Here is a 21,669-nt window from a genome sequence, read left to right as displayed (position 1 = left end):
ACAGTATATCGGTGTTATTTCACTTACGCCTTCCCCGAGTCAAGGATTCGGTGAACGTCTGCTCTCGATTTTGTTTCTCTTTGGCTTATGTGTTTTAATAGGAACCGCACTTACTGCTTTTCTCAGCAAAAAAGCCTTGAATCCCATACGAAAGGTCATTGATTCGATCCATAGGGTTGCGGATGGCGATTTTAGCGTTAAGGTGAATTTGAAAGGTATTGGAGAGTTGGAAGAATTGTCGGAGAGCTTCAACAAAATGACTAAAGARCTGTCAGGTATTGAAACGCTGCGAAGTGATTTTATTAACAACTTTTCGCATGAATTCAAAACACCTATTGTMTCGGTTCGCGGTTTTGCCAAAATTCTTAAAGAAAATCCGCTATCTGAGGAAGAAAGGCAAGATTATCTGGACATTATCATTAAGGAATCCGAGCGTTTAGCCATGCTTTCCAGCAATGTTCTTACTTTGGCAAAATACGAGAATCTWGAGATTATGATGGATAAAGTCCCATTTAGGCTGGATGAACAGATCAGAAGGAGCATCATTTTATTGGAGCCCAAGTGGTCAGACAAAGACATCACCATAAATCTGGAGTTAGATAAAGTTATTTATAGTAGCAATGAAGAAATGCTACAGCAGATTTGGATCAATCTGGTGGATAATGCAATTAAWTTTTCCCACAAAGCTGGTATGATCGAAATCACCCTTGCCATAGTTAATGAAGAAATTCATTTYAGTATCCAGGATTATGGGGTTGGCATGGATGAACATACGAAAGCCCATCTTTATGATAAGTTTTTTCAGGGGGATGCATCTCATTCCAAAAAAGGGTATGGACTGGGACTTCCTTTGGTAAAACGCATAGTAGAACTTTGCCAAGGCAATATTATNTAAGTTTTTTCAGGGGGATGCATCTCATTCCAAAAAAGGGTATGGACTGGGACTTCCTTTGGTAAAACGCATAGTAGAACTTTGCCAAGGCAATATTATCGTTCACAGCGAGCAAGGTAAGGGCAGTAAATTTACCGTCATCTTCTGTAGATAAACTGGATAATGGATTGTCAACAGTAAATCAAACAACTTTTTTAAGGGCTGTAAGGCGATACTAAACAGGCGTCATATAGCCTAAAGTTCCATGAATACGATGTTGATTGAACCAATGAACATAATCGTATAGCTCCAGCTCCAAGTGACAAAGACTCTGAAAGTTCATCTGATTCACGAACTCCGTTTTCATGATTTTATAGGTGGCTTCGGCCACAGCGTTGTCATAGGGGCAACCTTTCGCACTCAGCGATCGTCCAATTTCAAACGTCTCTAAAAGCTCATCCATCTTTTGGTTTTTAAACTCGCTGCTACGGTCAGTATGAAACCACTGAATCCGACGCAGATCACCTTTCACGGTCGCAAAGGCGCGGGAAACCAGCGCTGCGTCCTTATGAGGACCAGCACTATGGTCGCGGTTCAGTGTATTGGAGGTAGCCGCTTCATTACAAGCGGTTTTATGGGGCTTATACTGTGCCACCGTGTATGTCGAAACCAGCCCCAGTTCGTTCATAATCCGACCAATTCGGCGCTTGGAAACCACGAGTCCTCGCTCATGAAGCTTAGCTTTGATCTTTCGGGTGCCGTATGCTTTTCGATTTTTCTGAAAAATGTCCACAATGACTGTGGTCACTTCGTCTTCTAGCGACTGTTCGCTTGCTTCATAGTAAAACGTGCTTTTTGCGATTTGCAGGACGTTACACCTTGCTGATACCGAGTATTTATCACGGTTTTTCTGGATGATAGCTACTTTCGTCCCATGATCAGCGCCGCTTGCTTTAAAATATCGTTTTCCATTTTGAGGCGTTGAACTTCTTTGCGTAAAGTAAGTAACTCCTTTTCTTCTGGCGAGCGATTGTCCTTCTCTGAGAAAGAGCCTGTTGTTTGGCCTTGTTTAATCCAGCGATCCAAAGCCGATCTGGTGAGACCATATTCCTCCACCAAATCTGCTCTGGATTTTCCGTTTTCATATAGTAGCACCATTTGTTTCTTGAACTCTGCTGTAAACGTACGTCGTTGATTCGGCATTGTAGAGATCCGCTCCTTAGTATGATAGGTTTATTTTACAAGCCCTCATTTTTATTGTCCAACTAAGTGTAGACGATCCACTAGATCATATGGATTAGCATAAACATTGAGGTACATGATACAATTGGGATAAATAATGCTAGATGTATAGGTTGGTTTTGTTAACGATATTGATGTGCTTCTGCTTTGGATCTAAAACCTCTGTCAGGAGCTTTATATTTCAATTTATTAATGTTTCATTTTGTGTTTGAAAGTCTGATTTTATTTGTGCAACAACAAGAGGAGGCTTATACAATGAATTCGATATTTTTTATCGCAGGTTGGGCTATAGTTGGAATGTGTATTGGAGGCTTAATTGTATTTATAAAATCCATGCCTAAGAAAAAATAAGCATGAGAAGTTTAGATTTTAATCATGGATTTTAACACAGCGAGCTTTTTCCCTCTTCTTGAATTATCTTACCCACTTGTCTCATAAACGTTTGATCATAGTTTTTCTTTGTCGCTTTTTTTGGGAATACCACCCTCAGCCTATATTTCGCAAGAAAATGGCAAGTAAATACCACTAAGGGATACCTACCGTAATCGATCAAGTGATACAAGGGGCCACGAAGTTCATCAGAGAACTGATTTCTGCAGAGGATTTCATGAAATTTTCATAGAGCCTGTAAATGATCAATTTAGACAAAAAAAGAAGTCCGACCCCTAGCTAGTTTCGCAATCCGCTTGACTATAAATCTATTCGAGCTGAACAAACCCTTAAATTAATGCTCTAATTAGGCCTCCTATTTCCGCTGCCAAGTGGGAAGAGGGGGCCTTTTATTTTGGAGCTATGTTGAACAATACAGTGTGATCTAAGTTCTAGCGAATGGTGGTTATCTGAATTGAAAATCTACCCTCAACAGTAAGGAATAATATCGAATTGACTACGGCCTCTAAATGATCTATTGTTAAATCTAATGATACATTTATCTATCACTTTTTTCATTAACAAGTAAGGAAAGAGTATTAAAAAAGCTCGTTCAAGACCTATTGGCCCAGATTGATCGTATGGAGCAGGATTACATGATCATTGCCCAGACCTTGATTGAAGGGGGCTGTGCGATTTGTTCGCATAGTGGGTCGCATAGTCTGGCAATCAGTTATAGATTGAAACAGTGAATACTTAGAAGGCGATAATTTTGAATTCATATTTAATCCTTGCATTGGCCATTGTGGCTGAAGTTTTTGGCAGCTCGATGTTGAAATTATCAGATGGCTTTAAAAGGCTATATCCAACGATCGGGGTAATCGTAGGGTTGGGATTAGCATTTTTTGGTCTTGCTTTATCGTTAGAAACCATACCGTTAGGTACGGCATATTCCATTTGGGCTGGGGCGGGTACTGCGCTTACTTCATTGATTGGAATAGTCATGTATAAAGAGTCGGTTAGCTTGCCAAAAATTGCTGGACTAACGTTTATCATTGTTGGTGTTGTTTTAATGAAGCTTGCCACTGATTAATTAAATACGGGGAGGTAAATACATGAAAAAAGGTTATGTATATTTATGTATAGCAATAATTGGTGAAGTTTTTGGCGCCTCAATGCTTAAGGCATCGGATGGTTTTACTAATGTATTACCCGTAATCGGTTTGATTATTGGAATGGGGTCAGCCTTTTTGTTCTTATCCCTTTGTTTGAGAACATTGTCCTTAAGTTTAGTTTATGCCATTTGGGCTGGCGTTGGAACAGCATTAACTGCACTACTCGGTGTGTTCATATGGAATGAACCATTTGGATGGCTTACGGGATTGGGACTCCTTTTCATTATAGGTGGAGTTGTTCTTCTCAACACTTTACCAGGAACGCAGCGAGCTACTGGTGATTCTAAATAAATTAAACTAAATGACTTGTGGGGACATCTTCAAACGCTGCGCCAAGCCACTCTATATAAGTCCATTTGGCTTATACAAGAGACTTTAATGATGAAACGATAGACTAAGGATACATTGGAGAGGAAGACACAAATATGGAATACCCAAAAGTTTGGCAGGATCGGTTTAAGCGATTTTTTCTAAACAATAAATTTGTCCTCTTTCTGCTAATCCTGCTGCTGGTTGGGCTGAATGTGATGGTTCTCACCAAGGTATCATTTCTCCTGCATCCGCTCGCTGTACTGATCAAGACGATCGTGCTGCCGATTATCCTGTCGGGTATCCTCTATTATCTGCTGAATCCGATTGTGGATTTAATGGAAAGGTGGAAAATCAAGCGGGGCTGGTCCATTCTGATTCTATATCTTGCCACCGGGGGGATCTTGACTGTGGTGGTGCTGGCAGTCATTCCGGTACTGCGCGACCAGATTACGGGACTCATTGATAATTTACCGATGTACAGTGAGGATGTAAGCAAGCAGTTTGAGAAACTGGCGGGCAGCCAGCTGTTCAGTCAAGTCCAGGAAACCTTTCATCTTAATTCACAGGATTGGTGGAGTACCATTTCGCAGAAAGCTACTGAAATGCTGAACTCTGCATGGAATAAAGTGGGCGAGTTCCTCGGAGCTTTCACCGAGACAGTGCTGTCCATTGTAACGGTTCCATTTATTCTGTTCTATTTGTTGAAAGACGGCAAAAAGCTTCCGCAAAAAATAATGTCTTTTCTGCCAATTAAGAGTCGTACAGGTGCCATGCATGTGCTGGAAGATATCAGCCACCAGATCAGTTCGTTCATTCGTGGACAGATTATCATTAGCTTTTGCATCGGCATTCTCCTATATATCGGCTATAAGATTATTGGTCTGGATTATGCGCTTATTCTCGCGGTTATCGCAGCGTTCACCAGCGTTGTACCGTATTTGGGTCCTGCAATTGCGATTACGCCTGCACTGATCGTGGCTCTGGTTACTTCTCCGGTGTTGCTGCTTAAGATGGTAGTAGTTTGGACGATCGTGCAGCTAATCGAGGGTAAATTCATCTCGCCACAGATTATGGGCAAAACGCTCAAGATCCATCCGATTACGATTATTTTCGTCATTCTGACCTCAGGCAACCTGTTTGGTGTGGTAGGTATCCTGCTTGCGGTTCCGGGATACGCCGTGCTTAAAGTATGTGTGTCACATATGTTCAACTGGTTCAAAAATAGTTCCGGTATGTATGATCAGAAGCATAACTAGCTATTGTAACGTCTGAATAAGGAGGAGATCATGATGAAAAAAGAGATGTCGGCAATAAAGCAATTAAGACTTAATTCGATTTTGGATATGGCTACATCGCTGCTTGTTGAGAAGCCCAATGCTTCAATGGCTGAGATTGCGGAAGGGATTGGAATTGGGATTGCAACCTTGCATCGTTATGTTGAGAGCAGAGAGCAATTGATGGTACATTTAGGATTTCGAGCTATCGACGTTGTAACTGAAACCTTAAGCCAAATTCCTATAAAAGAGGAGAACTGTGAAAGCTATATTCCGGAGCTGATCGAAGCTCTGATTCCTTTAGGAGACAAAATTTATTTTCTCGATCACGATACTTCATTGCATTACAATAAGGAAATAGAAGAAGCCGATAAGAAGCTGAGAGAACCCATATTGCACGTAATCGAGCTTTTACAACAAAAAGGTTATTTCCAGCAAGGGGTCAGCAAGGAGTGGATAATAAATGTACTTTATTCGCTGCTATTCCTGACATGGCAGCAGGTTCAGGAGGGCAATCTCGCTAAAAATTCCGCTGCGGCGCTGGTTGTTGATACTTTCTTCAATGGCTTCAAAGTCAATAAGTCATAAAATAGAGCATAAAAAGAGCTGCTAAAATTAAAACATCATTCTCTCTCTAATGAGTGGATAGGAGGAAGCAAAATGTTGATCCAAAATCTTATGGGAACCATTAAGATTTCCTATAATGCCGTTTCTAAAATTGTCGGTATGGCAGCAAGCACCACCAGCGGTATTGCTTCTATGTCGACAGGAATCGTTGAAGGAATTACCAATAAGTTAAGCGGGAAAAGCCTTCAGAGCGGAATTGAGCTTAAAACAGTCGAAGCAAAATTAGAGATTAACTTAAAGATTGTTATTCATTACGGTGTCAAAATGCATGATGTTTGTAGGGAATTGCAGCATAATGTGAGAGAAACGGTTGAGAAATTAACCGGTTTATCCGTCAGCAATGTCAACGTCAAGGTTCAGGGGATATCCATAATAGAGCAAAACGTCTCAGAAAAGATGCTCATTTCACGGCTGGAGCCCATCAGTTAATCGAGTTTATACAACTAAATTATTGCAAGATCGTTGGTTGCATCGAATAAAAAGTTTTTGCTCACAAATGTCCAGCATTCTACTTCGAAGTAGAACGCTGGGCATTTGTTTGTCCACTCTATAAGCCTGGCGAGCCTTTCCCACATCGGCTATACCGTCCATTAGATGATTTTTCAAAAAGGATCTGCTTTGTTAAAAATATGGATTGCTCAATTACTATGCTTTTGGATGTACTTATTCATTCCAATGACTGATATACTTACGAAAATTCAGTATTTGAGGAGTGGTTGAGAATGGATGGAGTTCGTTACAAGATAAGAGAAGTGTTGGACAGTGACAAGATAGAAGCCTTTCTGCTTAAAGCGAGAATTGGCCATCTTGGTATGGTTGATGGTCAGCTGCCATATGTTGTTCCGCTTAATTTTGTTTGGGCAAAGGGGAAGCTTTATTTTCATGGAGCCACAGGCGGGAGGCGCAATCAGGTCATGAGTGCGAATCCAGAGGTCTGTTTTACGGTTTGTGAAGAATATGGAACTATTACCGATCCAGTACCAGCTAAGACAGACACGGCATATATGAGTGTTATGATTTTCGGAAAGGCCGAGCTTATAGATGATCTGGACGAAGCTACATATATGCTGCAGGAAATGCTTCAAAAATATGTGCCTGGTTACTATAACCGTCCCTTGTCCAAGCAGCATGTAGACAAATATAGGTCTGCTATATTCAATTCCCCTGTTCAAGTATACCGAGTCGATCCTTATCATATAACGGCGAAAGCAAATCCGATCGAGGAAGAAAAAATGTACAAATAAGAAAAAAGAGGTTGTTAAAAATGTTGAAGAGAGTGCAAATGAACACTACATCATCTTCACTGCATGGCCGTGATTGGATATCGCCCATTATAGCTGCTTTAATATCTGTCATTGTCAACTACGGTGGGACATTTATTCTCGTGTTTCAGGCGGCAAAAGTGGCGGGTCTGAGTCCCGAAATGACCGCTTCATGGATATTGTCGATTTCCGTTGGTGTGGGGATAACGGGTATATGGCTAAGCTATCGATACCGTGAACCGATTATTACAGCTTGGTCAACACCAGGTGTAGCTTTTCTGGTTTCTGTATTAGCGATAACCCCCTATGAGGAAGCAATTGGCGCTTATATCATCTCTGCTTTAGGATTTATTGTTTTAGGCATATCGGGAATGTTCGAAAGGTTCGTCAGGATGATTCCTCCAGGTATTGCTTCTGGTCTGCTGGCAGGCATTTTACTGCAGTTTGGTATTTCAGCCTTTGGAGGAGCGAAAGTTGATCCTCTGCTGGTCATTGTCTTGTTTGCTGCTTATGTACTATTAAGAAGGTATACGTCCCGTTATGCTATTGTCGGTATTTTAGTAATTGGGCTTATTTATTTAATCAGCTTGGGAAAAGTAGATTTCAGCACGATCAAATTAGCTATCGCGTCGCCGGTATTCATTGTTCCTGAGTTTTCGTTTCATGCGTTATTAGGTGTTGCCTTGCCGTTGTTCATTATTACATTGACGGGACAATATATGCCCGGGATGCTAGTCTTGCGAAATGATGGGTTTAAGACGAGTGCGAATCCAATTTTGATCGTAACGGGTTTGGGCTCACTCTTTGCAGCGCCATTTGGCTCGCATGCTTTCAATGTAGCAGCCATTACAGCGGCGATTTGTACAGGTAAAGATGCGCATGAGGATTCAACAAAACGTTACATTGCGGGTATTGCCTGCGGCATTTTTTACATGGTTGTTGGCATATTTGGTGTGACGCTGGCAGCTCTGTTTCTGATTCTTCCAGCTGCCTTCATCGCGACGTTAGCGGGGCTCGCATTGCTTGGGACAATTGGCAGCAGCCTTGCGGGCGCTTTAACTGAGCCCAAGGGTCGTGAGACAGCACTGATTACTTTTTTAGCAACGGCTGCAAATGTTACTTTACTTGGTGTTGGCGGTGCATTCTGGGGTCTGGTTGCAGGTTTGGCTGCGCATATATTGATACACGGACAATTTCGCCACAAACAATATAGGACGAGTGGAATACAACAAGCTGAACAAAAATAATAAGCGGCATGAAACTGAATACAGGTGCAAATGGGCTAAAAAGGGATGGGAATTGTTAAGCTTAGCCGGAGCTGCTTAAATTATAAAAGCAGCTCCGCAAGACGATGAATGCCTGTCTCTATTGCGGACTCATCTACTTTAGCAAAGCCTAGCACCCATCCTTTTCGATCGCTTTCCAAGCAATACTTGCTAAGTGGATAAACACGTATGCCTTTTTCGAGCGCTTGGTTCGTTGCGGATTCTTCATCAAACGAGTCTTCAGCTTCAAGAAGCATATGTAATCCCGTCTCTACACCGCTAAGTTTAAAACGTGCACTTAGACCGGTCGCGATGATAGCCTTTGTCATGGCTTCGTGTCTGCGCCGATATACATTTCTGACTCTTCTCATATGGCGCATGAAATGCCCGTGCTCGATAAAATGAGCAAGCGTCAATTGCTCCATAATCGGTAGATGGCGATAGGTTAATTCATGAACATGGGCAAGCTGGCGAATGGCCTCCGTTGGGCCAACGATCGCTGATATACGAATGCCAGGAGCGACCATTTTGGAAAAGCTCATCATATACAGCGTGTTTTGAGGCTGCTGGCTAAACAAGGTTGGGAGTGGGTCGCCACGATATCGAAACTCGCTATCGTAGTCGTCCTCCACAATCCAAAATTGTTGTTGAGCCGCCATATGCAGCAATTGCTGTCTGCGGGGCTCCGACATGATTACTCCAGCTGCACACTGATGTGAAGGCGTAACATAAACAAGCTTTGATTGAGGAGGAATGCGGTCAATTTGTAGCCCGTAATCGTCGACAGGGACGGGAACAACATTCATCCGCCGATATTTCATCGCCATCCATGAAGCGGGGAAGCCGGGATCTTCAACGCAAACGGTTTCTCCTTCATTTAATAGGGCTTGGGCGATTAAATCCAGACTATGCTGTGCGCCCGAAGTTAATATAATTTGATCGATATGAACGTGGACGCCTCGCTCCAGTGACAAATAACGTTGAATCTGCTCTCGCAGCGGCACGAAACCATAGGGGTTGCCGTAAGCCCAGCTGGTCAGGTCTGTTTCTTTGGAGGCTTGTAAAAACGAGTGTCTCCAGTTTGTTTGAAAATGTTGATCCAAATAAGGCTCGTGTGGGCTGAAATCGATCTCCACATTTTTGTTTTCCTTGCCTCTAAACCAGTTTTGCAACTGGCTGACTGCATCGTTTAATAAAGGCAGCTCGGGGGTAACGGGTCCTCGAGTTATAACATCCTCCATAATACGGGTCTTGTGGGTCCAGTCACTTACCCTTGTTCCGCCGCGCCGGGAAGTAACCGTGTACCCACGACTGAATAATTCCTCATAAACAATCTGTATAGTTGAGCGAGAGACACCGATGAGCAGCGCAAGTTCGCGAGAAGGCAGCAGCAATTCGCCTGGAGGCCATTTTCCGGTTGTAATATTATGGATCGCTTGGTCAAGCAGCTGCTGCCAAATGGGGCGTTCGTCGTCACGGTTAACTTTGAGCATCTGTTTCACCTCTAGTTGTATTTGCGTTAAAAATATGGAATGTTCTATTTACTTCAATATGTATATTTTATAGCATTCCATTAATTGATATACTAGCATGGCTATAGTTGATCAAGCAATATGATCGCGGTTTTACTGAACCATAGAACTGAAATAGCAATAGTAACAGCAACAGCCTCTGAACCGTTGAAGCTTCAGCGGCTGTTTTTTGATTTATCTAGCTAGCTATCTGTCTTGCAAAGGAGGGGACTGATCCACCCAGTTCCATTCATTGTTCTGAATAAATAGAGTGACCGCCTGCTCAGACGATAATTCCAAGTCTAGAAAACCTAGTGTGACCTCCGTTAATTCCATGCATTTTTCATGGGTCGGATTTAACAGCAGCTCATGGCAAAGGCCGATAAAGGCATGCGGTTTTTCTGGTGCTTTTTCGACTTCAGCCATCATGGACTTGTGGCAAGGAAACAATATCCGATTGTGCGCTAAGATGATTCGGCTTCCGAATAAGACCAGATTGCTGACGGCATGTGACAGTAGGTACGGGTTATCCTTTTTGACGGCTTCCCCTGCAAAATAATAACCGTAAAGCATCACCTGTGCTTGAAAATCTTTAATGTTTTGGTTTCTATTCTGCTCAGGATATACTGATATTTTGGTTAGCAGTTCATTTAACCCTGGAACGATGGAGTAGTAAGCCTGCGAACCTGTAAACGAAGCGCGAGTCGGCTCGCTGCCTTTCTCGGCTGCCAGCTCCAGAAACCGCATATTGATGATTTTGACATCTATATAGCCATCTTCATATTTGCAAAATTCATGAGTGGTGTAAGACAATGCATTGGTTTTCTTCCGCTCTTCAAATTCTTGATCCGTGACAAGCAAATAAACGTCGATATCTGATGTTTCCTTGGCCGAACCTTTGGCGATAGACCCAGCCGTTATCACGGCTAATAGGTGGGGATCAGATTTCAGCGTTTCTACGAAATGGTCCAGCGATTGCTTATGGTGCATATACATATTCCAGCCTCGCTTTCATTTTTTTGATGCTCTCATCGTAACCTTAAACAAAAGGAAGGAATACATCTATAGTCATTCATGCCAAACGGATAATTCATCAAAAAATGTGTTGGCAAATGGAATATCATGTTGTATTCGAAATGCTGCGGGCGTCATGCCCAAACGTTTTTGAAATAAATAATAAAAGTGTTTCATGTCGCTAATGCCGACCTCCTGTCCGATTGATTGTATGCTTCGGTCAGTGTGTTGCAGTAGCCATACGCTGTACAGTATTCGAATATGTTGCAGCATCTTGATAAAGGATGCTCCCGTTATTTGCTTGAATAGACGCTGGAAATGCCGAAGACTCAAAGCTGCTTGATGACTGATTTCGCTCGCCGATAAAGGTTTGTTGAAATGGGATACCATATACTGCAACGTCGTATGGATTGGATATTGATATTCGCTAATTTCCGGAAGGGTTTATAGATGCAATTCCACACCTTAAACGGATGTTGGCCTAATAAATCAAAGGGCTGAAACACATGTGCTACTCCCCTGGGTATGATAAACACATCGCCTCGTGAAACTAGAAATTTCTTGTTTTCGATGAAATGAATACCTTCGCCTTCCGCTACATATGCGATCTCCACAAAGTTATGCTGATGCTGAATTAAAAAAAGGTGTTTCTCTGCTAAAAGTCACTATGATTGAAGTATGAGAAACGAAAAGGTTACGTCCTTTGAGAAACGGGCTTGGTCTCATGGCTGATTCTCCATTTCATAATCGATAAAATGATCCGAATGGATGCTTTTTCTAAAAGGATGCCACTAAGCTAGCTAGGAATGGCACTTATTAGCGAAGAGGATTTCGTGACACATTTTAACATCAATCACAAATAGGTAAAGTATCCTGCTTATATTTAATGGCAGCAAGCACTGGGAGTCGTTATCTCCTTGTACGAACGGGCATGTACCAACGTACATTTATATTTTTGGATTTGCATATATATAATGGTACATAAAGAGGTGGGGAGATGGAAAGAAACAGGATATATGAGCTAAGCATATCAAGGGCTCCTATTTTATTATGGGTGGGGCTTGTTTATGCAGCAACCATTATTTTGCAGAATATGCTAGATCCGCGTTTAGTGCAGAGTTTAATATTTTCAGTAGTGATTTCGCTGCATGCCGTTTTTCATTGGAACAGTCATAGTCTCGTTAAAAATCGACCATGGGTATACTTTCTCATACAAGGACTGTTAATTTTTGTATCGGCCCTGCTCATGCCTGCAGGTTTTCCAGCAGCTTTAATCGGTCTTTTTCCAGTACTCATTGCACAAAGTGTTAGTATTTATTACCGTAAAGCACTAGCGTTGCATTAATGTTTCCTGAATCTTCAATTATTTCTGTCATATCTGCAAAAGCAGTTGCAAGGACGCGAAGGCTTGCGTCATATCGCTGACGATCTCTTATGTGAAGACTTGCAGCGTGAGCTTGGTCTGACCTCAATTTCGGCTGCTCAGCTCAGCCGCAAACATAAGCAGGTTGATCCAGAGATATTGCGACAGGTATTCGAACAACTGGCTAAACTTGCGTTGTCACGCCGAGGTACGTCTGCCCACCGTTACAAGATCAAAATCATCGACTCGACTACGGTGACGTTGTGTCTGCAAAAATTCAAGTGGGCTGAGTTCCGCAAGACAAAGGCCGGTATTAAAATTCATATGCGTCTTTGCTTTCTCAGTGAACAGGATGTGATCCCGGAGAAGGCGACTGTGACCGTAGCGAAGAAAAATGACCGCACTCAGTTGGATGAGCTTGTTCATGAACCGGGAGTTACCTATGTGTTTGACCGCGGTTATATCGACTACGCGGCCTTTGATCGCTACTGCCGAGACGGAATTTGGTTCGTCACTCGTTTGAAAAGCAATACGCATATTGAGCCGCTGAAGGAACTCGTGATCCCAGATGACAGCGTGGTTTCAGCCGATTGGCATGTCCGAATTGGATCGCAGCAGAAAAAAATGAAGTCGGTTCTGCGCATGGTACAAACCCATGACTCAGAAGGTAATCTACTCTTTTTGGTAACCAACCGCTTCGATTTGAGCAAGCAATATGTTCGTGATGCTACTGATCCCTAAAAGCGCAATGGCTGAACTTATGAAAGGCTGTGAGAAAAAGATGTTAAGCGTTCAGGAAGTGAAAATGAGCATAAACCGTCCAGAATGCAGGCAACTTCTCGTATTGTTTAAAAATAATTAAGTTATTTGTTGGTTGATGCTGATAATACCGCTGCTCAGAGATTTTATGAAGGGGTTTGATAACAAAATTTAAATATGAATGGTAAGAAGTTAAATTAATCAGTTGACAAATTGAATGACTGTAACTATATTAGTTCTATCGGAATAAATTAATGAGTGCCTGTTTCAAGTACATAATTTACGCGATTATGTTGACCGTACTAGCGGAAACATTCCAAAGACAGGAGGGGTGTTTCTTTTTTTATGCCTTAAATGAAACTGAAATAGTTACACTCACTGCGCTTATAAATCCGATTATTTTTATATGTTTAATTAATTATAGAGGAAAGGAAGACCCCCAATGGCAGAGGTGATCAGATTAGCCACGCTTACAGATGCCCCACGGATTTTGGAATTGACGCATCGGGCATACGAATCAATACGCGAACTTGGGCTTGATTTTCCGGCTGCTTCAGCAGATCTGAACATGGTGGAAAACAATATCAATCTTAATCGGTGCTACATTTTACTAATTGATAATGTAATCATTTCTACGGTCTCAGTTGCGAAGGCCGAGTCGGTTCGAAAAGTGATAGATTACCCGTACGACTTCCCGTTTATATGGTGGTTTGCTACGGATCCCAGCTATGAAAGAAAGGGAATAGGTGGAAGATTGCTTGACGAGGTAGAGGCGATCATTCGCCGGGACTTGCGAGCATCAGCGGTTACCTTGGCAACCTCGACTCGCCACCCTTGGCTGATTGACATGTACAAAAGACGGGGATATGAACTGGTATTTGAAAGTGAAAAAGGGGAACGTGGAAGTTCTGTAATTCTCAAAAAAAACTTGTAATCGAAAATGAGGTGAAGCAGATGTCCATTAAATTGAGCGTGCTGGACCGCAGTCCTACAAATGAAGGGGAAAATCCGGCACAGGGAATATTGAACACAGTAAGATTGGCGCAAAAAGCGGATGAACTGGGATTTCATCGCTTCTGGGTATCAGAGCACCATGGCTCCGAAGTATTGGCTGGATCTTCTCCCGAGGTGTTCATTTCTCATTTGATTTCCAAAACCGATCGTATACGTATAGGTTCCGGCGGTGTGATGCTTCAGCACTATAGTCCATACAAGGTTGCGGAGAACTTCAATTTGTTGTCTGTGCTGGCTCCTGGCAGGGTAGATCTTGGCGTGGGGAGGGGGCCTGGAGGATTGCCAGTTACTACGCGGGCATTGTCGCCAGCAGTACATTCTGAAACGATACCTTTTACTGAGAAAATGGAGCATCTGGATCTTTACTTGCAGTCGGAGGGGGTTGAAGGACTCCGGGCACAGCCTTTACCATCCGTTCCACCCGAGCTACATGTGCTAGGGACAGGAGAATCCAGTGCTGAGCTGGCGGCCAAACAGGGGCTCCCTTTTGTATATGCCCATTTTATTAATGGAGATGAGCAATTACTCAAGAATTCCTTATCTGTATACAGAACAAGGTTCAACTTCTCCAAAGGAAGAACCCCCGGGCTCATTTTAGCCTTATCGGTGCTTTTTGCCGATACCGAAGAAGAGGCTAAGCGGCTGGCTGATGAAAAAATAACCTACAAGGTTCACTTCGACAGCGGAAAAACCATTTCCATCTTTTCGCTAGAGCTTGCTGAACGGTTAGGGCAACAAGCCAATGAACCCTATACAATTAAAGCCGAACCGACAAGCCTTCTTTATGGAACAAAAGAGACGTTGCTTAACAAAATTCATGAAATCAGCCTGCTTCATAACATTGAAGAAGTGATGATTTTACCCACAGCTCATGAATTTGAGCAAAGAATACAGGCCTACGAGTGGCTGTCTGCTGGTATAAAGCAATATCAAAAAGGAGAGAAAATTAGATGACTAAACAATTGAAATTAGGGTTAGGATTAACCGGAGTTGGAGCAAGTCATGTCGCTTGGCGAAGACCACAAGCGAATATTAAAGCAAGTGTGGACATCGATCATTACATTCATCAGGCACAGAAGGCGGAATTGGGCAAGTTTGATTTGCTCTTTGTCGCGGACGGTTTATTTATTAATGAAAAATCGTTACCTCATTTTCTTAATCGCTTCGAGCCGCTTACGATTTTGTCTGCATTGGCAACGGTGACCAAGCATGTAGGCTTGGTAGCGACAATTTCCACCTCTTATAGCGAGCCTTTTACAATATCCAGGCAACTGGCCTCTCTGGATCATATCAGTAAAGGCCGTGCGGGCTGGAATGTTGTAACCTCCCCACTGGAAGGCTCTGCGTTAAATTATGGCAAGGCACACCCGGAACATGACGATCGTTATCATATTGCCGAGGAGTATCTTAAGGTAGTCAAAGGACTTTGGGATTCGTGGGAGGACGATGCATTTATTGGTGACAAGGAAAATGGCGTTTTCTTTGACCAAGGTAAGTTGCACACGCTGAATCATAAAGGGGAATATTTTTCGGTGCGTGGACCGTTGAACATTTCAAGATCACGGCAGGGGCAACCGGTGATCTTTCAAGCGGGAACGTCTTCCATCGGGCGCAAATTTGCCTCCGCTCATGCCGATTGCATATTCACAAACTTGGTATCTATTGAGAATGCAAGGGATTACTATCAAGATTTGAAGAAACAAGCATCTGAGTTGGGAAGAGATCCCGAATCGCTCTCCATTTTGCCAAGTATTCAGCCCATCCTGGGCAATACGCAAGAAGAGGCAGACGCCAAATTTCATGAAATCGGAAATCTGCTTAGTCCGGAAGATACTTTGAATTATTTGGGACGTTTCTTTGATCATTACGATTTCGCGCAATTTCCATTAGATCAGCCATTTCCTGATATTGGTGATATAGGAAGTAATGCATTTAAAGGGGGACAAGAACGTCTCAAGAGGGAAGCAAAAGAAAATGGCTGGACTCTCCGTGAAGTGGCACTGCAGGTGACACACCCACGCCATCCGTTTATTGGAACTCCGGAAAAGGTTGCGGATGAAATTCAGAAATGGTTTGAAACTGGAGCTGCAGACGGTTTTATTGTAGGAGAAAGTGAAGCAGGCGCATTTGATGAATTTGTAGACCTTGTCGTCCCCATCCTTCAACAGAGGGGATTATTCCGTACTGAATATGACAAAGATACCTTCCGTGGAAATCTTGGCTTACCCATTCCTCAGAATCGATACAGCCAAACGGAAACCGTGTGAAACGATAACGTAGAAAAATAATTATTGGAGGCAAATTTGAATGAGGATTTTGAATTTCAAAAATATATTGATAGTATCAATCTCTCTTATCATTGCTAGCTCTCTGACAGGATGCGGAGCAGCGAACAATGAGGCAGTTACCTCGGTCAACGGCTCGTCTCCATCGAACGAAGAGAAACCACAGTTGATTAAAGTCGGGACGTCGGCCGTTATTAAAAACGTATCTTTTCTTGACGATGCTGGGAAGCTGACTGGGTATGATGTGGAGGTTGTACGGGAAATCGATAGAAGGTTGCCGCAATACGAGTTTGAATTCGAAACGATGGACTTTCCAAATTTGTTTTTAAGTCTGGAAGCTCAAAAAATTGACTTTATTGCGATGCATCTGGAACAAAATGAAGAAAGAAGAACTAAATATCTCTTCAATAAAGAATTCTATGATTCATCTGAATTATTGGTGGCTGTCAATGAATCCAACACGAGCATTCATTCCATTGATGATTTGAAAGGAAAGACCGTCATTGTCCCACCGTCGACCAGTTCAGCTGCACTTGTCGAAAAATACAATAAAGATCATCAAAATGAAATCAAAGTGATATATGGTGATTATACAAATGCGGTTAATCAACTTAAGTCTGGTCGTGTGGATGCAACGGTCATCGATTCAGGTCTGGCAAAAAGCTTAAATCGTGATGCTAACGCTCAATTGAAACTGATTGGCGAAAATCTTCATACAGAATCGGGCGTATATTTCGCTTTCCGCCAAAAGGATGGTTCGGTGTTCAGTAATGCGGTGGATGAAGCGTTAAAAGCAATGAAGGAGGACGGGACGCTGACAAAATTGGCGGAACAATGGCTGAAAAGGGATTATCAATAATGTTAAAAAGGTGAGTCGAATGAATGGGAAACACTTTTGATTGGCAATCGGTTGTGAAATACTTGCTTATTTTAATACACTATTTGCCTGTTTCATTGATGATTCTCGTCTTGTCATTGATTCTTGGTAGCGTCGTGGGGGCGCTTCTAGCTGCCCCCCGTCTGTACAAATGGCCGATTGTGAACGGATGGAGTGGGGCCTGTATTTCTTTTTTTCGGGGTACGCCAATTATTATTCAACTCATCCTGATCTTTTATGGGCTGCCGGAATTGCTGAAACCTCTAGGCGTGGACTTATCGAGGGTCTCTCCTGCCGTGTTTGTTGTGCTTACATTCGGGCTGAATACCGGTGCTTCTCTGGCTGAAATCTATCGACTTGCTGTCGATAGCGTTGATCGGGGGCAGTCTGAAGCGGCGGCCTCCGTCGGTATGACAGGCTGGAGCACCTTCTTCCGCATCGTATTTCCACAAGCATTTCGCATAGCCATGCCCCATCTGTCAAATGTAGTAGTAGCGAGTCTGAAGGATACCTCGCTCGCTTTTTCCGTAGGAGTGATGGATATGATGGGACGTGGAGAAGCAATCGGACTCGTTTCTTATCGGTTGCTTGAAGTTTATATCAGCTTAGCGATTATTTATTATATCATCTGTTTGACACTTCAATATGTGTTCGCGCGCATAGAGCATAAAATGCAACGATATACACGTATCATGACAAGCAGCTGAAATAGGTAGTCCGCACGCCGGAGAGTCAGCATACAAAGTGGAAGTGCGGACTGAAAGGAATGTCACAATAATGGCAAAAGCGTATGTGATACATGAGAATGATAGCTGGGTCGAACCTTTAAAACAAGCGTTGGAAGAAGAAAATATCCCGTATGAATTATGGCATCTCGATCATGGTGTGCTCGACATCAGTCAAGCTCCTCCCCAAGGGGTTTTTTACAATCGGATGAGTGCTTCTTCCCATACGAGAGGACATCGCTTTGCTCCTGAATATACATCGAATGTATTGGCTTGGCTTGAGCATCATGGTCGTAAGGTGCTCAACGAGAGCCGTGCGCTTGAACTGGAGCTTAGCAAAATCAAACAATATCTGGAACTGCATTCCTATGGGGTGGAAATTCCTTTTACTGTTGCAGCGGTCGGCAAGGAAGAGCTGTTGCAAGAAGCAAGCCGTTTCCCTTATCGTCCTTTCATAACCAAGCATAATCGGGCAGGTAAAGGGCTGGGTGTTTACCTGTTCGACAAGTATGAAGATCTGGAACGGTATGTGAATAGTCCGTCGTTCGAAGAACCAATCGACGGGATTACACTGCTGCAGCAGTACATTCATAACGAAGAGCAATATATTACCCGATGTGAATTTATCGATGGAAAATTTTATTACGCTGTCCGTGTCGATACGTCCGAAGGTTTCGAGCTGTGCCCAGCCGATGCATGCCAAATTGGCGACAGATTTTGCCCGGCGCCTGGTCAGGCAGTTAAAGCGAAATTTCAAGTCTTAGAGTCGTTTGAAAGTCCGCTTATCCCGGTTTATGAAGCAATGTTAAAGAAAAACGGCATTAGCTTTGCCGGTATAGAATTTATTACGGATCGAGAGGGAACCGCTTATACGTACGATATCAATACGAATACGAATTATAATTCAGAAGCGGAAGCCATTGCTGGTGTTGGCGGGATGAAAGCGATCGCTAGGACGATGGGAAAATATTTGCAGGAATGGTACGCGGCGAAGAAGTGAAAGTCAGACTTCTAATAGCTGTCCGTACGTTAACATTCGGGAGGTGGCATCGATTACTTTCGATTTTTCATTTTTTTGGGAAGCTTTGAACCAAATTGTTGGTGCCTTACCGCTTACCTTGTATATTACCATCTCGTCAATTGTCATCGGTTTAATCGTTGGGCTGACAGTGGCCTTGATTCGTTTGAAAAAAACAGTGATTCTTCATCCACTCGCTGAGTTCTATGTATCTTTCACAAGGGGAACGCCTGTCGTCTTGCATTTGTACATTGTATATTTAGGCCTTCCTATGGTTTGGGATGTGATAGCGACTCAATATCATTGGGGAATTTACTCCAAAGATATTCCATTGACTGCATTGGTCATAGCAGCTTTGTCTCTTACGGCTGGAGCATATATGTCAGAAATTATTAGATCAGGATTTATGGCCGTACCGGAGGGGCAGTTGGAAGCGGCATACTCAGTCGGGATGACGACGTTTCAGGCGGTTTATCGAGTTGTTTTTCCACAAGCGCTTGGCGCCAGTATTCCTGGGATATGCAACTTAATAGTAGGTATTTTGCATGGTTCTTCTTTGGCTTATTTGGTCACTCTACTGGAGATCAACGGAGTCGCGATGATGTTGGGGAGCCAAAAGTGGAGCTTCCTTGAACCGCTAATGGCTGCGGCGTTGATTTACTGGGGAGTTGTATTGTTCATTGAACGAATTGCGGCTGTCTTGGAGAAACGTTGGAAGAGTTATAGCGACGGGGGAGTAGCATGATCAAATTGACAAACTTGCACAAATCATACGGTAAACATGAGGTGCTGAAGGGTATTGATCTTTTGGTGCAGACAGGAGAAGTCACGACGGTTCTAGGCCCGAGCGGTTCAGGAAAATCCACATTGCTTCGCTGCGTCAATTTTTTAGATAAGGCGGATGAGGGCGTGGTTACGGTTGGGGATACGATGGTTTCCTGCCAAAAACCAACCAAACGGGAGGTGCTTCGATTACGCCGAAAAACGGCCATGGTGTTTCAACATTATAATTTGTTTAAGCATAAGACCGTATTGGAAAATGTGATGGAAGGCCTGATCGTCGCCCAGAAACAAAGTAAAACCGCAGCGAAGGAGAAAGCCGCAGCCGTATTGGAAAAGGTAGGATTGTCCGATAAATTGGAGTCGTATCCAAGCCAGCTTTCAGGCGGTCAGCAGCAGCGTGTAGGAATTGCCCGGGCACTTGCACTGGATCCGGAAATTATTTTGTTCGATGAGCCTACCTCTGCGCTTGATCCCGAGCTTGTAGGGGAAGTGCTAGCAGTCATTCGCAACATTGCAAGAGAAGGGATTACGATGATGATCGTCACGCATGAGTTGAATTTTGCTCGTGAAGTCGCAAATCATGTGATTTTTATGACAGACGGGAAGATCATCGAAGAGGGAACGCCGGAGCTCTTGTTCAATCAGCCTAAGGAAGAGAGAACCCGTCAATTTTTTCAGCGATTTATGAACGACCACAGTTATAGTATATAGCTATTTTATTGCTCTTTTTTGAATTCCGAATGGATCTGATTTTATGGAAACGAAAGGATGACATGAAAAATGGTAGATCAACGTTTAAAGTCAGTACGAGATAGCTTATTCAAGCCGGTTGAGATTTCCGGCCTCTCCTTAAAAAATCGGATTGTCATGGCTCCTATGACAAGAGGTTTTTCTGAAAATGGGGTTCCTGATGAAAATGTAGCAGCCTATTACCGTCGCCATGCGGAAAGCGGTGTGGGTCTGATAATAACAGAAGGAACCCTTATTGATCATCCCGCTGCATCGGCCAGTCCAAATTGGCCGCATATTCACGGAGAGGAGGCGCTCAAAGGGTGGGCAAAGGTTGTTGCTTCTGTCCATGAAGAGGGTGGGAAAATTGTTCCTCAATTATGGCACCTGGGAACCGCAAGAAAAATAGGAAGCTTGCCCAATCCGGAGGCATTACCAATCGGTCCATCGGGTCTGGATGCCGATGGCAATAAAGTTAACGAACCAATGTCTGAAAGCGAAATCGCAGATTTGGTGTCGGCCTATGCGCAGGCTGCTGCCGCAGCAAAGCGAACTGGTTTTGACGGAATTGAAATTCACGGAGCACATGGCTATTTGATTGATCAGTTTTTCTGGGCAAAAACCAATAGAAGAACGGACAAATACGGTGGGGATTTCATAAGCCGTACCCGCTTTGCGGCTGAGGTCGTTCAGGCATGCCGTCAAGCCGTTGGTTCCGATTTTCCGATCCTGTTCCGCTTCTCGCAATGGAAAGGAAATCATTATGAAGCCAAGCTGGTAGAAACACCGAAGCAACTGGAGCAATTCCTCAGTCCGCTAGTCGATGCAGGGGTCCATGTATTTCATGCTTCCACCCGACAGTTTTGGCAGCCGGAGTTTGAGAATTCCCAACTGAATCTGGCTGGATGGACCAAGAAATTGACAGGACTGCCCACTATAACTGTAGGCTCGGTAGCCTTGGAAAAAGATTTTTGGGAGCAGACGGAACAAATCCAGCGGCTTGAGGAAATACTGGGGCAGGACGAGGCGGATTTGGTCGCAATCGGAAGGTCGTTGCTAGCGAATCCACTGTGGGTGCGACAAGTTAGTGAAGCCCGTTTTTCGGACTGGACAACCTACGACAGCGAAATCTTAAAACATTTAAACTAAGAGCATTAGCCCTGTGTGAGCAGGGCTTTTCTCGTTGGATAAGGA

At 43.3% G+C, this 21,669-nt stretch carries 22 protein-coding genes and 3 pseudogenes; 20 read left to right on the top strand and 5 right to left on the bottom strand.

The window, feature by feature from the left end:
- Window positions 1–70: 70 nt before the first annotated feature.
- Together ASF12_RS21095 and ASF12_RS36640 are read left to right on the top strand one after the other, a co-directional pair.
- Window positions 71–891 (top strand): annotated as a pseudogene (locus tag ASF12_RS21095) (HAMP domain-containing sensor histidine kinase); the annotation flags it as partial.
- 59 nt (window positions 892–950) lie between these two features.
- On the top strand, window positions 951–1,046 hold the full coding sequence (locus tag ASF12_RS36640; RefSeq protein WP_442952547.1) for a hypothetical protein: 96 nt from the start codon (window positions 951–953) through the stop codon (window positions 1,044–1,046).
- Between the two features lie 60 nt (window positions 1,047–1,106).
- Here the strand turns inward: ASF12_RS36640 and ASF12_RS21090 are convergent.
- Window positions 1,107–2,083, bottom strand: a pseudogene (locus tag ASF12_RS21090) (IS3 family transposase).
- 1,228 nt (window positions 2,084–3,311) lie between these two features.
- On the opposite strand from ASF12_RS21090, the gene ASF12_RS21080 reads away from it, so the two are divergent.
- The 7 genes from ASF12_RS21080 to ASF12_RS21050 all read left to right on the top strand — a co-directional run bounded on the left by ASF12_RS21080 (window position 3,312) and on the right by ASF12_RS21050 (window position 8,379).
- A complete protein-coding gene (locus ASF12_RS21080) occupies window positions 3,312–3,575 on the top strand; it encodes a DMT family transporter (protein ID WP_442952546.1) in 264 nt (87 codons plus the stop codon).
- A 22-nt stretch (window positions 3,576–3,597) separates the two neighbouring features.
- Window positions 3,598–3,948: a DMT family transporter gene (locus ASF12_RS21075; RefSeq protein WP_056039009.1), complete on the top strand. Its 351-nt coding sequence runs from the start codon at window positions 3,598–3,600 to the stop codon at window positions 3,946–3,948.
- A 134-nt stretch (window positions 3,949–4,082) separates the two neighbouring features.
- A complete protein-coding gene (locus ASF12_RS21070) occupies window positions 4,083–5,225 on the top strand; it encodes an AI-2E family transporter (RefSeq protein WP_056039007.1) in 1,143 nt (380 codons plus the stop codon).
- A gap of 33 nt (window positions 5,226–5,258) precedes the next feature.
- Window positions 5,259–5,831, top strand: a complete 573-nt coding sequence (locus tag ASF12_RS21065) for a TetR/AcrR family transcriptional regulator (RefSeq protein WP_056039004.1) — start codon at window positions 5,259–5,261, stop codon at window positions 5,829–5,831.
- A gap of 72 nt (window positions 5,832–5,903) precedes the next feature.
- Complete coding sequence (locus ASF12_RS21060) at window positions 5,904–6,299, top strand: Asp23/Gls24 family envelope stress response protein (protein WP_056039000.1); 396 nt, start codon at window positions 5,904–5,906, stop codon at window positions 6,297–6,299.
- A 293-nt stretch (window positions 6,300–6,592) separates the two neighbouring features.
- Complete coding sequence (locus ASF12_RS21055) at window positions 6,593–7,114, top strand: pyridoxamine 5'-phosphate oxidase family protein (protein WP_056038997.1); 522 nt, start codon at window positions 6,593–6,595, stop codon at window positions 7,112–7,114.
- Between the two features lie 38 nt (window positions 7,115–7,152).
- Window positions 7,153–8,379, top strand: a complete 1,227-nt coding sequence (locus tag ASF12_RS21050) for a benzoate/H(+) symporter BenE family transporter (protein WP_081418957.1) — start codon at window positions 7,153–7,155, stop codon at window positions 8,377–8,379.
- Window positions 8,380–8,459: 80 nt separating this feature from the next.
- Here ASF12_RS21050 and pdxR read toward each other — a convergent pair whose 3' ends face one another.
- From pdxR to ASF12_RS36630, 4 genes and pseudogenes are all read right to left on the bottom strand, one after another.
- Window positions 8,460–9,890, bottom strand: a complete 1,431-nt coding sequence (pdxR, locus tag ASF12_RS21045; protein WP_056038995.1) for a MocR-like pyridoxine biosynthesis transcription factor PdxR — start codon at window positions 9,888–9,890, stop codon at window positions 8,460–8,462.
- A 225-nt stretch (window positions 9,891–10,115) separates the two neighbouring features.
- Window positions 10,116–10,904, bottom strand: a complete 789-nt coding sequence (locus ASF12_RS21040) for a nucleotidyltransferase domain-containing protein (RefSeq protein ID WP_056038993.1) — start codon at window positions 10,902–10,904, stop codon at window positions 10,116–10,118.
- Window positions 10,905–10,976: 72 nt separating this feature from the next.
- Window positions 10,977–11,312, bottom strand: coding sequence for a helix-turn-helix transcriptional regulator (locus ASF12_RS36635; protein ID WP_081418943.1), 336 nt, complete (start codon window positions 11,310–11,312; stop codon window positions 10,977–10,979).
- Window positions 11,252–11,560: pseudogene (locus ASF12_RS36630) on the bottom strand (cupin domain-containing protein); the annotation flags it as partial. The pseudogene ASF12_RS36630 and the gene ASF12_RS36635, both read right to left, overlap by 61 nt.
- 359 nt (window positions 11,561–11,919) lie before the next feature.
- Here ASF12_RS36630 and ASF12_RS21035 point away from each other — a divergent pair.
- The 11 genes from ASF12_RS21035 (at window position 11,920) to ASF12_RS20985 (ending at window position 21,624) form a co-directional block, all read left to right on the top strand.
- Window positions 11,920–12,267: a hypothetical protein gene (locus ASF12_RS21035; protein WP_056038991.1), complete on the top strand. Its 348-nt coding sequence runs from the start codon at window positions 11,920–11,922 to the stop codon at window positions 12,265–12,267.
- 6 nt (window positions 12,268–12,273) lie between these two features.
- Window positions 12,274–13,026: an IS4 family transposase gene (locus ASF12_RS21030; RefSeq protein ID WP_081418941.1), complete on the top strand. Its 753-nt coding sequence runs from the start codon at window positions 12,274–12,276 to the stop codon at window positions 13,024–13,026.
- Window positions 13,027–13,486: 460 nt separating this feature from the next.
- On the top strand, window positions 13,487–13,978 hold the full coding sequence (locus ASF12_RS21025; protein WP_056038984.1) for a GNAT family N-acetyltransferase: 492 nt from the start codon (window positions 13,487–13,489) through the stop codon (window positions 13,976–13,978).
- Between the two features lie 20 nt (window positions 13,979–13,998).
- Window positions 13,999–15,012 (top strand): MsnO8 family LLM class oxidoreductase, encoded by a 1,014-nt coding sequence (locus ASF12_RS21020; RefSeq protein ID WP_056038982.1) that lies wholly within the window; start codon window positions 13,999–14,001, stop codon window positions 15,010–15,012.
- Window positions 15,009–16,325 carry an LLM class flavin-dependent oxidoreductase gene (locus tag ASF12_RS21015; protein WP_056038979.1) on the top strand — a complete coding sequence of 439 codons (1,317 nt, stop codon included), beginning with the start codon at window positions 15,009–15,011 and terminating at the stop codon, window positions 16,323–16,325. Before ASF12_RS21020 ends, ASF12_RS21015 begins: the two co-directional genes overlap by 4 nt.
- A 40-nt stretch (window positions 16,326–16,365) precedes the next feature.
- Window positions 16,366–17,202, top strand: coding sequence for a transporter substrate-binding domain-containing protein (locus ASF12_RS21010; RefSeq protein ID WP_056038976.1), 837 nt, complete (start codon window positions 16,366–16,368; stop codon window positions 17,200–17,202).
- Between the two features lie 23 nt (window positions 17,203–17,225).
- Window positions 17,226–17,927 carry an amino acid ABC transporter permease gene (locus tag ASF12_RS21005; protein WP_056038974.1) on the top strand — a complete coding sequence of 234 codons (702 nt, stop codon included), beginning with the start codon at window positions 17,226–17,228 and terminating at the stop codon, window positions 17,925–17,927.
- A 70-nt stretch (window positions 17,928–17,997) separates the two neighbouring features.
- Window positions 17,998–18,945, top strand: coding sequence for an ATP-grasp domain-containing protein (locus ASF12_RS21000; protein WP_056038969.1), 948 nt, complete (start codon window positions 17,998–18,000; stop codon window positions 18,943–18,945).
- A gap of 43 nt (window positions 18,946–18,988) precedes the next feature.
- On the top strand, window positions 18,989–19,708 hold the full coding sequence (locus tag ASF12_RS20995; RefSeq protein WP_327204932.1) for an amino acid ABC transporter permease: 720 nt from the start codon (window positions 18,989–18,991) through the stop codon (window positions 19,706–19,708).
- Window positions 19,705–20,457: an amino acid ABC transporter ATP-binding protein gene (locus tag ASF12_RS20990; RefSeq protein WP_056038966.1), complete on the top strand. Its 753-nt coding sequence runs from the start codon at window positions 19,705–19,707 to the stop codon at window positions 20,455–20,457. Before ASF12_RS20995 ends, ASF12_RS20990 begins: the two co-directional genes overlap by 4 nt.
- Window positions 20,458–20,526: 69 nt before the next feature.
- The gene (locus ASF12_RS20985) at window positions 20,527–21,624 is read left to right on the top strand and encodes an NADH:flavin oxidoreductase (RefSeq protein ID WP_056038963.1); all 1,098 of its coding nucleotides are present in this window, start codon (window positions 20,527–20,529) and stop codon (window positions 21,622–21,624) included.
- The last annotated feature ends 45 nt before the right edge of the window (window positions 21,625–21,669 follow it).

The sequence above is a fragment of the Paenibacillus sp. Leaf72 genome (assembly GCF_001422685.1).
GTDB lineage: Bacteria > Bacillota > Bacilli > Paenibacillales > Paenibacillaceae > Pristimantibacillus.
This window is presented reverse-complemented; position numbering and strand designations above follow the sequence as displayed.

Bases quoted from the DNA above. Each gene is read 5' to 3' on its own strand.
- ASF12_RS21080 (WP_442952546.1), top strand. From the start codon at position 3,312: ATGTTGAAATTATCAGATGGCTTTAAAAGGCTATATCCAACGATCGGG.
- ASF12_RS21075 (WP_056039009.1), top strand. From the start codon at position 3,598: ATGAAAAAAGGTTATGTATATTTATGTATAGCAATAATTGGTGAAGTT.
- ASF12_RS21070 (WP_056039007.1), top strand. From the start codon at position 4,083: ATGGAATACCCAAAAGTTTGGCAGGATCGGTTTAAGCGATTTTTTCTA.
- ASF12_RS21065 (WP_056039004.1), top strand. From the start codon at position 5,259: ATGAAAAAAGAGATGTCGGCAATAAAGCAATTAAGACTTAATTCGATT.
- ASF12_RS21060 (WP_056039000.1), top strand. From the start codon at position 5,904: ATGTTGATCCAAAATCTTATGGGAACCATTAAGATTTCCTATAATGCC.
- ASF12_RS21055 (WP_056038997.1), top strand. From the start codon at position 6,593: ATGGATGGAGTTCGTTACAAGATAAGAGAAGTGTTGGACAGTGACAAG.
- ASF12_RS21050 (WP_081418957.1), top strand. From the start codon at position 7,153: ATGAACACTACATCATCTTCACTGCATGGCCGTGATTGGATATCGCCC.
- pdxR (WP_056038995.1), bottom strand. From the start codon at position 9,890: ATGCTCAAAGTTAACCGTGACGACGAACGCCCCATTTGGCAGCAGCTG.
- ASF12_RS21040 (WP_056038993.1), bottom strand. From the start codon at position 10,904: ATGTATATGCACCATAAGCAATCGCTGGACCATTTCGTAGAAACGCTG.
- ASF12_RS36635 (WP_081418943.1), bottom strand. From the start codon at position 11,312: ATGGTATCCCATTTCAACAAACCTTTATCGGCGAGCGAAATCAGTCAT.
- ASF12_RS21035 (WP_056038991.1), top strand. From the start codon at position 11,920: ATGGAAAGAAACAGGATATATGAGCTAAGCATATCAAGGGCTCCTATT.
- ASF12_RS21025 (WP_056038984.1), top strand. From the start codon at position 13,487: ATGGCAGAGGTGATCAGATTAGCCACGCTTACAGATGCCCCACGGATT.
- ASF12_RS21020 (WP_056038982.1), top strand. From the start codon at position 13,999: ATGTCCATTAAATTGAGCGTGCTGGACCGCAGTCCTACAAATGAAGGG.
- ASF12_RS21015 (WP_056038979.1), top strand. From the start codon at position 15,009: ATGACTAAACAATTGAAATTAGGGTTAGGATTAACCGGAGTTGGAGCA.
- ASF12_RS21010 (WP_056038976.1), top strand. From the start codon at position 16,366: ATGAGGATTTTGAATTTCAAAAATATATTGATAGTATCAATCTCTCTT.
- ASF12_RS21005 (WP_056038974.1), top strand. From the start codon at position 17,226: ATGGGAAACACTTTTGATTGGCAATCGGTTGTGAAATACTTGCTTATT.
- ASF12_RS21000 (WP_056038969.1), top strand. From the start codon at position 17,998: ATGGCAAAAGCGTATGTGATACATGAGAATGATAGCTGGGTCGAACCT.
- ASF12_RS20990 (WP_056038966.1), top strand. From the start codon at position 19,705: ATGATCAAATTGACAAACTTGCACAAATCATACGGTAAACATGAGGTG.
- ASF12_RS20985 (WP_056038963.1), top strand. From the start codon at position 20,527: ATGGTAGATCAACGTTTAAAGTCAGTACGAGATAGCTTATTCAAGCCG.